The 14,366-nt window shown below is 42.3% G+C and carries 15 protein-coding genes; 8 read left to right on the forward strand and 7 right to left on the reverse strand.

Going from position 1 to position 14,366, the window contains the following annotated elements; all coding sequences use genetic code 11:
• Positions 1 to 23: 23 nt before the first annotated feature.
• Positions 24 to 278 carry a hypothetical protein gene (locus tag MHI14_RS05355; protein WP_017692428.1) on the reverse strand — a complete coding sequence of 85 codons (255 nt, stop codon included), beginning with the start codon at positions 276 to 278 and terminating at the stop codon, positions 24 to 26.
• Between the two features lie 238 nt (positions 279 to 516).
• Here MHI14_RS05355 and MHI14_RS05360 point away from each other — a divergent pair, with 238 nt between their 5' ends.
• Both MHI14_RS05360 and MHI14_RS05365 read left to right on the forward strand, forming a co-directional pair.
• A complete protein-coding gene (locus MHI14_RS05360) occupies positions 517 to 1,176 on the forward strand; it encodes a YheC/YheD family protein (RefSeq protein WP_091037871.1) in 660 nt (219 codons plus the stop codon).
• A gap of 353 nt (positions 1,177 to 1,529) precedes the next feature.
• Complete coding sequence (locus MHI14_RS05365; RefSeq protein ID WP_017692430.1) at positions 1,530 to 1,673, forward strand: sporulation histidine kinase inhibitor Sda; 144 nt, start codon at positions 1,530 to 1,532, stop codon at positions 1,671 to 1,673.
• 21 nt (positions 1,674 to 1,694) lie between these two features.
• On the opposite strand, the gene MHI14_RS05370 is transcribed toward MHI14_RS05365, so the two are convergent.
• Together MHI14_RS05370 and MHI14_RS05375 are read right to left on the reverse strand one after the other, a co-directional pair.
• The gene (locus MHI14_RS05370) at positions 1,695 to 1,946 is read right to left on the reverse strand and encodes a hypothetical protein (protein WP_074096361.1); all 252 of its coding nucleotides are present in this window, start codon (positions 1,944 to 1,946) and stop codon (positions 1,695 to 1,697) included.
• Positions 1,947 to 2,022: 76 nt separating this feature from the next.
• Complete coding sequence (locus tag MHI14_RS05375; RefSeq protein WP_210437008.1) at positions 2,023 to 2,997, reverse strand: NAD(P)/FAD-dependent oxidoreductase; 975 nt, start codon at positions 2,995 to 2,997, stop codon at positions 2,023 to 2,025.
• Positions 2,998 to 3,651: 654 nt separating this feature from the next.
• Between MHI14_RS05375 and MHI14_RS05380 the strand changes: the two genes are divergently transcribed.
• Positions 3,652 to 4,845: an NAD(P)/FAD-dependent oxidoreductase gene (locus MHI14_RS05380; RefSeq protein ID WP_036605766.1), complete on the forward strand. Its 1,194-nt coding sequence runs from the start codon at positions 3,652 to 3,654 to the stop codon at positions 4,843 to 4,845.
• Positions 4,842 to 5,093 (forward strand): hypothetical protein, encoded by a 252-nt coding sequence (locus MHI14_RS05385; RefSeq protein WP_091037868.1) that lies wholly within the window; start codon positions 4,842 to 4,844, stop codon positions 5,091 to 5,093. The genes MHI14_RS05380 and MHI14_RS05385 overlap by 4 nt, the downstream gene beginning before the upstream one ends.
• Before the next feature lie 303 nt (positions 5,094 to 5,396).
• Here the strand turns inward: MHI14_RS05385 and hemQ are convergent, their stop codons facing one another.
• A complete protein-coding gene (gene hemQ, locus MHI14_RS05390; protein WP_062837936.1) occupies positions 5,397 to 6,143 on the reverse strand; it encodes a hydrogen peroxide-dependent heme synthase in 747 nt (248 codons plus the stop codon).
• A 451-nt stretch (positions 6,144 to 6,594) separates the two neighbouring features.
• Between hemQ and MHI14_RS05395 the strand changes: the two genes are divergently transcribed.
• Entirely contained in the window at positions 6,595 to 6,888 is a 294-nt protein-coding gene (locus MHI14_RS05395) for a YuiB family protein (RefSeq protein WP_091037866.1), read from the forward strand.
• A gap of 384 nt (positions 6,889 to 7,272) precedes the next feature.
• Entirely contained in the window at positions 7,273 to 8,808 is a 1,536-nt protein-coding gene (locus tag MHI14_RS05400; protein ID WP_036605770.1) for a helicase DnaB, read from the forward strand.
• Between the two features lie 152 nt (positions 8,809 to 8,960).
• Here MHI14_RS05400 and MHI14_RS05405 read toward each other — a convergent pair whose 3' ends face one another.
• The 3 genes from MHI14_RS05405 to MHI14_RS05415 all read right to left on the reverse strand — a co-directional run bounded on the left by MHI14_RS05405 (position 8,961) and on the right by MHI14_RS05415 (position 11,966).
• Positions 8,961 to 9,506, reverse strand: a complete 546-nt coding sequence (locus tag MHI14_RS05405; protein WP_341129972.1) for a GerMN domain-containing protein — start codon at positions 9,504 to 9,506, stop codon at positions 8,961 to 8,963.
• 31 nt (positions 9,507 to 9,537) lie between these two features.
• A complete protein-coding gene (locus MHI14_RS05410) occupies positions 9,538 to 10,926 on the reverse strand; it encodes an N-acetylmuramoyl-L-alanine amidase family protein (RefSeq protein WP_341129973.1) in 1,389 nt (462 codons plus the stop codon).
• Positions 10,927 to 11,156: 230 nt separating this feature from the next.
• Positions 11,157 to 11,966 (reverse strand): hypothetical protein, encoded by an 810-nt coding sequence (locus MHI14_RS05415; RefSeq protein ID WP_341129974.1) that lies wholly within the window; start codon positions 11,964 to 11,966, stop codon positions 11,157 to 11,159.
• Between the two features lie 259 nt (positions 11,967 to 12,225).
• Here MHI14_RS05415 and MHI14_RS05420 point away from each other — a divergent pair, with 259 nt between their 5' ends.
• Together MHI14_RS05420 and MHI14_RS05425 are read left to right on the forward strand one after the other, a co-directional pair.
• Positions 12,226 to 13,449 (forward strand): RNA polymerase sigma factor, encoded by a 1,224-nt coding sequence (locus tag MHI14_RS05420; protein WP_341129975.1) that lies wholly within the window; start codon positions 12,226 to 12,228, stop codon positions 13,447 to 13,449.
• A gap of 174 nt (positions 13,450 to 13,623) precedes the next feature.
• Positions 13,624 to 14,289 carry a cyanophycinase gene (locus MHI14_RS05425; RefSeq protein WP_341129976.1) on the forward strand — a complete coding sequence of 222 codons (666 nt, stop codon included), beginning with the start codon at positions 13,624 to 13,626 and terminating at the stop codon, positions 14,287 to 14,289.
• The last annotated feature ends 77 nt before the right edge of the window (positions 14,290 to 14,366 follow it).

Below are 14,366 nucleotides of genomic sequence, written 5' to 3' on the forward strand. Positions count from 1 at the left end.
CATCTCCTTCTACAGAGGTTCAACTACCCGAAGTGAAGAAGGGCAGCCATGGCTTCCGGTGAACCCGGCGGTGTGGCAGAGAAGGGCGTAGTTAACATAACAACAATGATAAAGACGATGAAACAGGCAAATATAAGACAACTCACGGCAAAGCCGCGATTACGCTTTTGCATAAACAGTCGAATACCTGTGACAAAAAGAAGTACCGTAACAGCTACCAGAACGATCGACATTGCAAAATAGGCTACGCCATAAAGTGATTTGAAAAATGCTTCCATTTGTTCTGAACGCTCCTTAGATCCTCATATTTAAGCCCTTCCAAGCCATTCCTTAGTAGCATACGACAGATTGACTTGTTTGAAAAGCAAACCAGGCGCTTGTTCCCGTTTCCGCCATCACCCCTGGGACAGGTTACATGGAAAAGGGGCCTTTGCCGTGGACAGACATCCAAGAAAGCAAGGCTTCTGTTGAGTATGTATAAGGAAGGACTATTGTTTCAAGGAAGGAGATCAACCCATGTCGAGACAACTTGCAAGCAAATGGCGGAAGACAGCGGCTCTGATGAAATACCCGGTAGCGGCTGTCCATATCCCACAGACCAAGGCATTCAACTCGGGTAATCTGCTGCAAATGCTCAGTCGTTATGGAATGGTGTATGTCAAACCTATTGTAGGAGGCGGTGGTTACGGTGTCATTCGGGTATCGGCGAGCGGTGGGGCTTATCGATACACCCATATGAAAACGACCCGTTCTTTCGCCAGTTTCAGCCAGATGTATCGCTCTCTGGTGCGTGTAAAAGCTAGACGCAAGTACTTGATCCAGCAAGGTATTCATCTGGCAACAATTCAAGGGAGACCTGTTGATTACAGAGTCAAAGTTGTCAAAACCGAACGAGGCTGGGTATTCCGTTCTTTAGTAGGACGACTCGCTCGTCCCGGACTCTGTGTGACGAATCTGAGCAAGGGTGGCACCATGTTATCAGGAAGGCGAGCTCTTGGTTTATCCCTGCCACATATATCCGGTCGGCACAAACGCCGGGAGATGCGCTCCCTTACACTGACATGTACGTACATTATGGAAAGTCAGTTCCCTGGTGTAGGTCAGCTTGGATTTGATTATGGACTGGATTATTCAGGCAAGATCTGGATTTTGGAAGTGAATACCAGACCTCAATAGAAAATGAATGGGAAAACTCAAGAAAATTCAAGAAAAACCGATAATATAGAAGAAAACGGTATGAAAACCGTTTGAAATTTTACATTACTGGGTAATTTACTCGCAACAAGTCTTGAAACTATGAATTTATTCCAAAAAAAATACGCTGATAAACGTTCTGACAGTAGTACAAACTTCCTGTGCATAAATATTGTCCACACTATACACGTTGATTACTCTGTATTTTTTCCATTTATCAACAAACTATGCACAGGATTTCCACATAACGTTGTGGATAACAAGAACGCTTGTTCTCTATATGAATCTCTGATATGATAGTTTTGAGGAAAAAAAAGGAAAGGTTGTGGCGGGAAATGGCTATGTTATCCGATGAGATGTTGTTGGATTCCTACCATAAAGCGATTGAGTTGAATCTCGAACGAGATTTCATCGCACTGCTGTTGGCAGAAATCCATAAGCGCAAACTGGGTACCGACGTATCTGCCATTCTTCACTAGAGATCCTCATTGCAGGCAATGTTACAGGTTTCCGGACAAGTCCCATAGTGAGACAGGCCATGGCGTGCTCGTCTGACAATGGTGACAGTACATCACATGATTGCAAACGTTTTCGACTTCGTCTGCCGTGTCAGAGGAAGGTTGGAATACGTAGGGGCTGTATGGTCCGGTGTAATCATCCAATTTGCCGCATTCTAACAGTCCCTGAAGGCAGTGGGGGCAAGCCTGCTCCGGTACAACCAGACCGTTACACAGCGGGCATATATAAGACAAGGGTATCCCTCCTGATATGGATTCACTCAGGAGTAAGATACCCTTTTTTGTATCAATATATGTTATTTCCGCAAAACTAGCGTTTCATGTTACTACTGTGTCCTGGGGACAACTTGGCATCTGGATCGAAGTATACCTTCGCATTGTTAACGGCTGTTGGAGCTTCGCCGAATCCGACAGCGATCAGCTTCAGTTTACCTGGGTAGGTTGTGATATCTCCGGCAGCGAAGATTCCTGGAATAGATGTTTCCATGCGGGAATCAACAACGATGGAGTTGCTGTCAATTTCGATACCCCACTCGGCAATCGGTCCGAGAGAAGAGACAAATCCGAAGTTAACGATCACGTCATCTACTTCGATTTCCTGTGTTTCTTTGGTTTTCACATGGGAAAGGGTTACCTTGGTAATGGTGTCATCCCCATGAAGTTCCGTGATTTCGGTCGGTGTAACAACGTTCACCTTGGAATTCATCAGGTTTTCGACACTGTGCTCATGTGCACGGAACTTGTCCCGGCGATGGATCAGCGTCACTTGCTCAGCGATAGGCTCCAGCATGAGTGCCCAGTCTACCGCGGAGTCACCGCCGCCACTGATCAGTACTTTTTTGCCAGCGAAGGCATTCAGATCACTGATGAAGTAGTGCAGGTTGCTCTTCTCGAACTTGGCAGCACCTTCAAGCTCCAGGCGACGTGGTTCGAATGCACCTACGCCAGCTGTAATAATGACGGCTTTGGCATGATATTCATTCTCATCCGTCTTCACGACGAAATGTTGTTCATCCTTTTTCTCCACCGATACAACCTTTTCTTCAAGGCGGATGTTCGGGTTAAAATGGCTCATTTGCTCAACCAGGTTATTCACCAGTTCCTGAGCCGTTACTTTAGGAAATCCGGCTACATCATAGATGTATTTCTCCGGGTAAAGAGCGGCAAGCTGTCCACCAAGCTGTGGCATACTTTCAACCAGTGTAACGGATGCCTGACGCATCCCACCATAAAACGCGGCGAACAGACCCGCAGGGCCTCCACCGATAATAAGTAAATCAGTCATATCATGACTGGAATTTTGTGCAGTCAAGAATCAACAACACCTTTCATATTTTAATAGGTAGTTAACAGAAAGAATGTGCAGGCTACGTATCGTAACTGGCATTGGTGCTGAACTGTCTTTCCTATTATAAACGGTGTACTCAGGGTTGCAAAGTTAGCGGTGTCACGAATCAGAGAATAATTGATGAAGATCAGATGAGAATAGGATGAAATTGGAAATGAAAGGTTATGAAAAATAACAAAAAAAACCTTGATCTTTACTTGAAATACAGATATCCTTGACCTGTACTATGTGTTTTTTTGTCTAATTTAGAGTCAATATGTAATATGAAGACAGATCCCGTGTTTTGTAGAATCTTGTGGTTAATTTCACAACTTGAAACGATAACTTGCGTGCAAACGTATCAATTTCATAAACCCTTTAGTTGCTTCAATCAAGTCTAGATATAGATCAAAAAAGTTCAATATGTCGATATCTAGTTTCATAAAATCCATTTTTAGTGAGTTATGAAATTGATGCAAACGTTTAAATAAATTCGCGAAGTTAACATTTGTCGTCATAATGGGCAAGACCTCATCAATATTTGTAAGTATGTGCATTTTGCATCTCACCCAAGATCGGGCTGATGCAAGTGAAACCGGAAGGGGTATAGACATGAGCAGTATTCCCAAAATCGTCATCCTCGGCGCGGGCTATGGCGGGATTCTGACAGCCCAGCGGCTGCAGAAGGAATTGAACTATAACGAGGCCGACGTCACATTGGTGAACCGGCATGATTATCATTATATTACTACACATCTACATATGCCGGCAGCCGGCACGGATACCATTGAGCATGCAAGAGTACCCATTTCGAAGCTGATTGATGAGTTCAAGATTGATCTGGTCAAGTCTTCCGTGAAGGAGATTCGTCTGCAGGATCGGAAGATTATTCTGGAGGATGGCACGTTATCCTATGATTATCTAATTATTGGACTAGGCGGAGAACCCGAGACCTTCGGGATTCCGGGTATGCTCGATCACGCGATGACAATCCGCAGCATTAACTCGGTCAGACTGATTCGAGAACACATCGAATATCAATTTGCGATGTACAAAAACGATAACAAACGAAATCGTATTCGGTTTGTCGTAGGTGGAGCGGGTTTCAGTGGTGTAGAATTCGTAGCTGAACTTGCAGATCGTATTCCACAGCTGTGCAAGGAGTTCGACGTGAATCCGAAACATGTGCACATCTATAATGTAGAGGCGGCGCCTTCGGCCTTGCCTGGATTTGACCCGGAATTGGTAGAACATGCGATGAATGTGCTCAAGAAGAAGGGCGTTACTTTCAAAATTGGTGTTCCAATCAAGCAATGTCTCCCGGACGGGGTTATTGTGGGTGAGGGTGAAAAGCTCGATGCTGCTACAGTTGTATGGACCGGCGGTATTCGCGGTAACTCACTGCTTGAACAGGCAGGTCTTGAAGTGATGCGAGGACGTGTGAAAGTAGATGACTACTTGCGTGCTCCGGGGCATGAACATGTTTATGTCATTGGTGATAATTCACTTGTGTTCAACGCGGAAGGACGGCCTTATCCGCCAACAGCCCAGATTGCGATGCAGCAGGGTGTGAACTGCGCCAAGAACGTCGTGGCATCCATTCGCAAGAAACAGCCGCAACCTTTTGTATTTACGAGCAAAGGAACGGTTGCTTCATTGGGTAAAGGTGAAGCCATTGCTGTTGTAGGCGGCAAGAAATACAAGGGCTGGAAAGCGGCTCAGTTGAAGAAGCTGGTTGATCTGCGTTATCTGTTCATCATTGGTGGTATTCCGCTAGTCCTGAAGAAAGGGCGGTTTTTTGGATGAGACATTGTAGTGTTCAGGTCCGGGGACTATTAACACGTGAAGAGCTGGATCGATACAACGCCCTGATGCAGGTCGGTGGTTATCTCGAGGAACAGGATCAATATGATCTGGCCTACATTGTGCAGAAAGAAGTGGATATTCTCATTATGCCTGCGATTGAGCGGCTTAAAGAGAAGGGGCGTGACCGTGATCGGGCCACAGCCGAGTTCCTCGAATCGCTGAAAGCGGTAGATGAGGAGCAAGATTAGAGACGATATAAGTTGAACTAAAGATGTTTACACATACACTTCAATGACAGAATAACCTTCCAATCGCTGTTATCCCCAGATTTTTTTGATTCCCTTTTGTTAAAGGGAAAATCCGGTGATAAAGGCGAACGCTTCGCTTTTTCAGGTTTTTTCTGTCCTTTCCGTTTTTGTGTAAATAAATAGTTCAAACAATATAGATCTAAATCAAGCTTGAGGTAGTAGAATATTGATAGATAATAAAGCACCGCTGACAATATCCTTAAAAGGAGATGTCGCGGTGCTTTATTGTACTTTGTGCTATTTTTACAGCTTAAGCATGTCTTCCAGGGTTCCTTCGTTCAACAGACTTCCCACATAGAACGAACCGAATTCGCCATAACGTGCGCTAACTTCATCGAAACGCATCTCATAGACGAGTTTTTTGAACTGAAGTGCGTCATCCGCAAATAGTGTAACGCCCCATTCCCAATCGTCGAAACCGACAGAGCCGGTAATGATCTGTTTCACTTTACCCGCATAGCTACGACCAATCATGCCGTGACTGCGCATCATGGTGCGACGCTCGTCCATGGACAGCATGTACCAGTTGTCATTCAGCTCACGTTTTTTGTTCATCGGATAGAAACAGATGTATTGCCGTTGTGGCAGAACAGGTTTCAGGCGGGCGATAATCTCCGGATTCTGCATCGGGTCTTCGCCTTCTTTGCCAAGATAGTTGCTCAGTTCCACTACACTAACGTAGGAATACGACTTCGTTGTGTATTGAGCAAACATCGTTTTGTTAAACGCGTTTTCAACAGCCTTCAGATCTTCCAGCGTTTCACGCAGGTGCATCATGACGAGGTCTGCTTTTTGACCTACAACCGTATATACAACGGTACTTCCTTTGGATGAATCCTCGACTTCTTTCCATTCTTTCCAGAATTCCTGAAGCTCGTCCAGTGCTACAGCGCGTTCTTCATCATCTGCTGCTTTCCAGGCGGCCCAGTTAATCGAGCGAAAATCATGCAGGGCATACCAGCCCTCCAGTGTTGATGCGGCTTCGTTCATTGGTTGTGTTCCTCCTGCAAGGTATATTTCCAAATCCCTATAAGAGGTTGTTCAAAAAGTCCGCTTTTGATTACGAATGATGCCTAGTGGCATCATCAGCATCGAATATGGCATTCAGCCGAAATAAGTGGGAGGCTTCCGAAGTATGTTTCCTTAGGAAACATTGTAGCTGCTCACGTAGCTCTATCTACGCTCCGCCGCTCCATTTCTAACTTCATTCCATCTTCTCGGTACTGAAAACCATTCTTTTTGAATACGCACTATAAGGGACGGGTGAGTGCTTTATCGTTTACATTGTATCCCAACATGAAGCAGAAGGGCAAATGAACAGAGTATAAATATAGGGAAATTTGTCCAGAAAGTTCGTTGCTTCGCCACATTTTTTGCGGTACACTAACTACTATCTAGAAGTGAAACCTGAATGTGTGAAAGAAGAGGTGAATGTCGCCCGATGCAATTTATACCTGTGTTGGTATTGATGGTATTATTTTTCGTTATGATGTTTGGTATCGGTTTCATTCTGAACATGCTGATGAAGACCACTTGGTTTCCTTCCTATCTGTTCATCATTGTGATTTTGCCTGTCGTCGTTTACTCTCTATGGGATCATTCGTCATCTCTAATGTCACATCTGGGTTCTTTCCAGCTTGTAGACTATATGACGGGCATCGCTGGACTGGCTGGTGCGATAATCAGTGGCTGGACGATCCAGAAGTTGCGTTTGGGTGGGTACAGAATGTTTTAGATTGTTGGAGTGAGGTAACACATGCCACTGTAATCGCGTGAAAGTCTTGTCTTTGTCGTAAACGCTTACGAGTACAAAGGGAAGGCTTTTTTGCTGTTTATTTATATTAGAAGGATTATTGTACACTTGTACTTCATATACATCTGGAGAACATTCTCTTCAGATATTCCCTTGTATTCTGCGGCTACAGCTTTTATAGTATTCTAGCGGCTCTCGACATTTTTATTTAGAAATTTGCTAAATTCGGCGAAAACGTGAATGATGTCGACCTAGGACGAAACGGAGCGAGAACAGGCCATCTTTTTACCTGTTTTTGAGCATTTGAGGATCAGACATTTATGATAGAATAGATAAACATACATTTGGGGAGAAGGAGATCAGGCTATGCGCATGAAGAATCTGCACCATTATACTGAACATCATCGCTACTGCGTATACAGGGAGTTTGGACTTAGCGCCCTGGATGACCGTATGCTTACAGGAGCATATCAGCCCATGGTAGGTGCTTTTGCGGTTGGCTTGTATCGGCTGTTGTTTCAGCATCTTCCCGGTGAACAGGTCGGTTATTCGCCGCTTGAACAGCAACGGAGGCTGTTCATGACGCTTGGCTTGGAGCCAAGTGAGAAAGGGCGCAAATATTTGTTAGAGCAGACATCCAAGCTTGAGGCAGTGGGGCTACTTCAGACTTCACGGCTATATATACCGGAAAATGATGATTACATCTACGAATATGAGTTGCAACCGCCGCTCTCTCCGGCAGAGTTTTTCCGGACACAGCATTTGACACTGCTGCTTCGTGACAAGATAGGCAAATTCGCCGTGCTTTCCCTGCGTTCGGGTTTCTCGGCAGTGGAAAATGGGGACGCGCCTTATCCGGCAGCCAATAAAGAGAATATTTCCGTTCCCTTTTACGATATATTTGAATTGAATACCCATGTGATTGATTACGAGTTGGAGCAAGCATTGTCGGAAGTATCGACTACGGCCCAGCGGACAGGCACGAATGATGCAGCGGAAGAAAACAGTTTGAACTACGCTGACATTATTTTGCGTTTTCCGCGGGAGTCGGTCAATCGCCGTCATGTAGAACAGTTGCGGTTCGATCATGAACAACTGGGCATTGTGAATTATGTCGTGAACAAGTTTAACCTTAGTGTGCAGGATGTATGCCGTCTGCTGGATGAAGATGATATCTTCAGTCCACAGGGCCAGCTAATTCTGGATGATCTTCAGCATAAAGCAAGTATGCAGTTCAGACAGACGAAGAAGCGTCATGAGCAACAGACCGTACAGGCCGCGAAGGTCGTAGCACTGAGACAGCATATGGAAGAGCCAGAGCGGAAAGAAGACTCCGGTGAACCACCTGTTGAGCATGGAGTACAGATGGAATATTACGTCGAAGTACCTCCACAATTTATGACGAAGTGTGATATTCATCAATATAATATGATGCTTCGTAATGAGCCGTATACGCGTCTGTTGCAGACGTTCTTCCCGGGCGCAGTACCGGACAATCTGATCGATATATTTGAGAAAATTGATCTGAGCTACAAGTTGCCTGGTGAAGTCATCAATGTATTGATTCATTATTTGATGGCATTACTTGTATCCGGCGGAGAGCAGCGGATTAACCGTAACTTCGTTGAGGCCATTGCCTCCAACATGTTGCTCAAGCAGGTAAACTCATATGAGAAAGCTGTGCAATATATTCGTGATCAGGCCAAGGTCAAAGGCAAACAGGCTGCTGGTGCAGCTGGAACCCGTACCCGTACATACGGCAAAGGAACCAAAGCTAAGCCCGAAATTCCGATTGTACAAGACATAAGCACCGATGGGGATGCCGTATCTGAGGAAGAGTTCGAAGAGATGATGAGATTTGCCCAGCAGATGCAGGCGAGTAAACAAAAAGGAACTTCATAACTCCCTGACATAGAAGAAGTGCAAGTCCACTTTAACCGAAAAAATAAGATCCATTCGCCTAATTACTTTGCGAATGGATCTTTATTTTTAGATCATGCTTTTTATATTGTGGCATTTCTACACTTCAAACAGAGAATATTTTTTCTATGGATTTATTCACGGGTTAGTGGATGCTCTAATTCTGCATGACCCATTAAACTGTCAGTGGCTTTTCCGTCAACAAGCAAATCAATACTGGTTACTTCATCAAACTGAAAAAAAGTTCCTTTCAAAGCATCGATCGCTAAAAGCTCGCCGCCAGACCCTAATCTTGCTTCATCTGGAATATGCACATCCAGCGTTAATTTTCCTTGATCAAAAGTAGCAGAAAGTAGATCAATATTACTCCACAATGGAATAAGTTCGGTTTGATCGCTACTTTGAAGGGCCGCATATGTCTTACTATATTTTTCGGAGTCATCTTTGAATGTAATTTCTTTTTTACGTTGCTCTACTTGTAATAGTTGATCATCTGCGTAGAATACCTCAATTTCTTGAGATTCTTCATTTTCTTCGCTCGGGTTAATTATTGGCGCTGGTGTTGTACTTGCCGGATCGGAACCCTGCACTGGACTAGAAGAAGTAGGTTTCGTAGCACAGCCTACCGCTAGTATGCTTATGGCACAAATCGTGATAGCCCAATAGATTCTTTTTTTCATAGAAGCACATCCTCTTAAATTATTCACTACCCTATAACTTCAAATACTCTTTTATCCCATCCACAATGGCTTGTGCCGCTTTATTTAGATTGGTTTCTGACATCATGGCCTCCTCCTCAATCTGGTTACTTAAGAATCCGATTTCTAGAAGAACCGCAGGCATCGTGGTTTCTCGGATGACCTGGTAGTTTCCGTTCTTTACGCCACGATCATTAAATCCCAAGGCATTGATCAGTTTTTTATGAATGAGGGTCGCCAGTGCTTTACTACTCTCGCGTTGGTAATAATACGTTTCAGTTCCCGATATCTGAGGAGCAGCGGTTACACTGTTACCGTGTATAGATACAAACACATCTGCATTAAGATCGTTGGCAAGTTTGACACGTTCCGGTCGTGTAGGGTAGATATCCGTTTCCCGAGTCATAATTAATTCTATGTCGGGTTCCTTTTCTAAAAGAGCCTGCACTTTTAGGCCTAAAGCAAGGGCAAAATGCTTCTCATGTTTTTTGGTAAAACTTATTGTACCTGGATCACTTCCTCCATGCCCCGGATCAATAACGACTATTTTTTTGCCGCTGTTAACAGGAGTGGCAGGTGCAGATTCATTTGTCATACTTAGATCAAGGATAAATTTACCGGCGATTGTCTGTTGTTTGTAATTCACCGAACTTATATTGTTTAATTCGATTACGATTCGAACCTGAGGCGGATCATTTTTAAAAAGAGAATAACGTATCTCGGTAATATTTGGAAATTCGTTAACATCCAACCTTCCCATGGATCCTCCAGAGGGGACTTGTCCCATATTTCCGAAGTTGGTGGATGGGAAATCTACGATAATCCGTTCGGGATTTTTTAGTGTAGATATGACTGGAGCAACTTCACGGTCTAATGAGACGACGAGTTGATTATTGGCATAAGTTATATCATGAACCAGGTTAGTGGCTGCATCATTCCCATTAGAAGGTGAAGTTGGTTGTGATACATTATTGCTGGTTAGTGTAACAATCTTGTCTTTGTTATTCCAGCCCACTCTCAGACCCATCTCTTCACTAACAAAACGTAGAGGAACAACAACCGTATTCTTGATCATTTGTGGAGCGATATTAAGTTTGACGTTGTTGTTTTGGACTGTAGCTTGATCCTTCCCAACGGTCAAAGAAATGGCATTGGAAGCTTGTTCGATATTTACATTTTGTGTCTTTTGATCCCATTTCACGTTGAATTTTAAATTCTCAGCGACTACTCGAATAGGAATCATAATATTGTTTCTTACATTGACGACTTCAACATCACTGGGTAAAACCAGCTCCTGGCCATCTAAAATAATTTTAGTTTGATTCGTAGCTGCATGGGTGTGCATGGGAATTAGCATGAGTAGCAGTGCGCTGAAAAGTAACAGGATTATAGATTTCTTCATTTTACACCTCGGTTTTAATTTGCGTAGTACCAACTTCTAACGGGGAAAAACCAATCACCTCCTTTTTCTTTTATGAAAACCCAAATTTACTAGAATATTCTGTTCACTAATATGAACGCTACAAACCACATGAAAGTCGTAAAGAAAATTTGTTTAATACAAAATATGGACGAGAGAACTGTTGTCAGTCAGTAGGTAGGGGATAAAGGAAGGAGAGTTGAATAATCATTTTATTTATCTAATTTTAACCACTGTTGAAATTCTTTCCGGCTAATTTTTTTAACAGGTTTAACTTGGCTGCTGGCTGTATTGTATCTAAAAAGAATCCATTGATCTGAAGGATACTCACTAATGTAATCTATATTTTTTCCGTTCTTATGCCATAAAATTAAACCGGTGCTAATATAGTTGGTTGCCCGAGGGAGATAAACAAAACGGTCTTTCTTAGTATCGTAGATTGCTAAAGTGCTTTTCTCCGTATTTCCATAGGAAAATGCAATGATGTCTTCTTTTGGTGACCAATTATATGATGAAATGGTTTCTACATTTTGTTTACCTGCTTTTTCAAGACGTTCGTTTAAAATTGTGTACTTTCCTGTTTTAAAGTTCACGAGAATGAGGTTGCTGCCGGCACTTTTTTCTACTTGGATAGCAATCCATTCATTTGATGGAGATCCAACAACACTAGTGATATTCAATAATTTAACTTCAAAATCTCCCGTTTGTAAGGTGTGCTTTTCTTTACCATGAGTAACTACAATGGTGTCAATAATGTTTTGCTCAAAATCTGCAGCAGCATCTAGCTTTAAGGTGTTCGCGGTTATCGTGATGTTGTCACCTTTCCAGACAATTTTATTTGAGCCTATCGTTTTTTCAAACCTAGGTATACTCTGGTATGTCGAGGAGTTCACAGAAGTTGATTTAACAGCAATTGGAGCTACTGACTTATCAAGAGTATGGAACGAAGCTGATACAGTTGATAACGTGCCTAAGCTACCTAAGACAATGAGGCCTGATAATAAAACATTGGTGTATTTCATTATTATCTCTCCTTCATTTTTGGGAAGGCGTTTACATGATGTGATTCCCTCCAGAACTACTCCAATCTTTGCTTATCATTGTTAATTTGTAAAGATATGAAATCATAGAGATGATTTGAAGACAGATTTCAAAAAGGGTGATTAGCCATTGGTCCTGTAAGTAACAAGCCTAAAAAGTTGAATACATATTTTATATTTATGTGGCCTTCTGACTCTCTCTGGTGTCTAATTCATTGTAAATCAAGAGGAGGTTCTTACCATGTCAGGAGCTCATGACACAAAACCTGTTTATCCGGATAAACAGGAAAGTATCACTGACTTTGAAAACACTTATGAGTTGTATCGTCAAAGAATTTGCAAGTACTTTTCCCTGAAATTGAATCCGATGGTTGCAGATGATTTGACTCAACAGGTGTTTTTAAAAGCAGTCGAGAATCTTCACCAATTTCAAGGCAAATCAAATTTATTCACGTGGATATTCAAGATTGCTCAGAATACAGTGAAAAACGAATATCGAAGGTTATCGCGAAAAAAAGAAACGCCGTTTGATTTTACAGGATATGAATCACAGTCGATCTCCCTTGAATTTACGAAGTATGTTGATTTTCGAATTGATATCGGAATTGCGCTGAAAAAGTTAAATGAAACCGACCAGGAAATCATTGCATTACGCTTTTTTGTGGACTGCACACTGCTTGAAATTTCTAAGATCGTAGGGATGCGTGAAAGTGCAGTAAAGAACAGACTCTACAGAGCTTTGGAAAAACTTAAAAAGGAACTGAAAGAATGGGGAGGCGTTACGATCATGTCTATTCAAGATTTGATTTCAATTGTTAATAAGGGTGAAAACGAGGGATTGAATAATCAGCCCAATAAAGTACACCATGATTTGTTCAATGAACTAAGTGATCATATTGAACGAATCTCGCTAAAGTACAATTATCATCCATCGCGCAAAGTAACGATTGAAGTATATCCTGATATGCCATCGTTTCACCAAGCGGTCGGAGAAGCAGATGCTCCGAATTGGTTCATGGGTACCTATGAAGGGAGTATTCTCAAAATTGTATCTCCATTAAATCCAGGACCGGAGCATACCTATCAATCGATTCTTAAAGGTACGGTTCACTTGTTCACCATGTGGCTAATAAGTGAAATTAATCCGAAGGCTCCGAAATGGATAAGGCAAGGAATTGGTGGATATGAAGCCAAGCTGATGACTCAGGACTTTATTGATGGTACAACAGAAGAGGCTATTCACAATTTAGAGATCCCAACGTTCGAACAATTAGATAATGATAATTGGGAATTCGAAACGATGAAGGGTTTTCAGTTTTCGTTCCTATTTGTGGAGTTTGTTGTTCAACAATATGGAATAGACCAGTTAAACAAATTGATCCGTAACCCCCAGGATTTTAATGGTATCTTTCAATGTTCTGAGAAGGAATTGCATCAAAAGATGGTAGAATTTATAAGTAAGTAACCCATACAAAAGTGTATGTTGCCCGGGGGATGAACCGGGCTTTTTTTAACGTGGTTATATCTAAGTTAAATGTACTATCAATAAATTGGATTATTTTGTATGGTGTATGTAAAAAAGAGGTTGTCTATGAATCCTATGGATGAATATAAATAATACATATGGAGGTAATTAAGTTTGAAAACTCACTACTATTTCAGTTGGTTTAATCATTTTTTTCCTGAGAAGCTGGTCCATTGTTTGCAAGAGGATATACAAGACAGAAAATCGCTTGTTATGATTAGTGCTGACCCGTCTGGTTATACAGATGAGCAAATTAACATGGATGATATTTCTGAATGGACCTGGTTGAATCAGGCTAACATTATTTTTGATGAATATCATTTCATTGATTACCGTATGCAGAAAGAAGATGCTCAGCGATTCATTCGGAACGCTTCTGTCATTTTTTTATGTGGTGGATATCCTGTTCTACAGAACCATTTTTTGTTGGATTATGAATTATCGAATGCGATTAAGAATAGCAATGCCGTTATCCTGGGGGCCAGCGCCGGTGCGTTAAACATGGCAGCAAAATGGTTAAGCTTGAATAACACTGATGAACTGGAAACAAGTACTATTTATGATGGTATTGGCTTTGATCATTTTGCCTATGAATCTCATTCTCAACGCGACTACGCCACGTTTGTTCAAGGCTACCTGTTCCCCTTGTCTGAAGAGATTGATGTTTATGCGGCAGAACAGGAGAGCGCTATACGTGTAAAGGACGGCAACATAGAAACAATGGGTCCTGTATATTTAATTTCCCACTCAAAGATTCAGAAGTTGGTTGAGACGCTCTAATTAGGGTGAGTGGCTGTGACCTTACATAAGTAATCCCTTTGATGTATAAAATGTATAAAATCAAGGCTAACAGGCGA

The organism is Paenibacillus sp. FSL K6-2393 (assembly GCF_038002545.1).
Taxonomy (GTDB): domain Bacteria; phylum Bacillota; class Bacilli; order Paenibacillales; family Paenibacillaceae; genus Paenibacillus.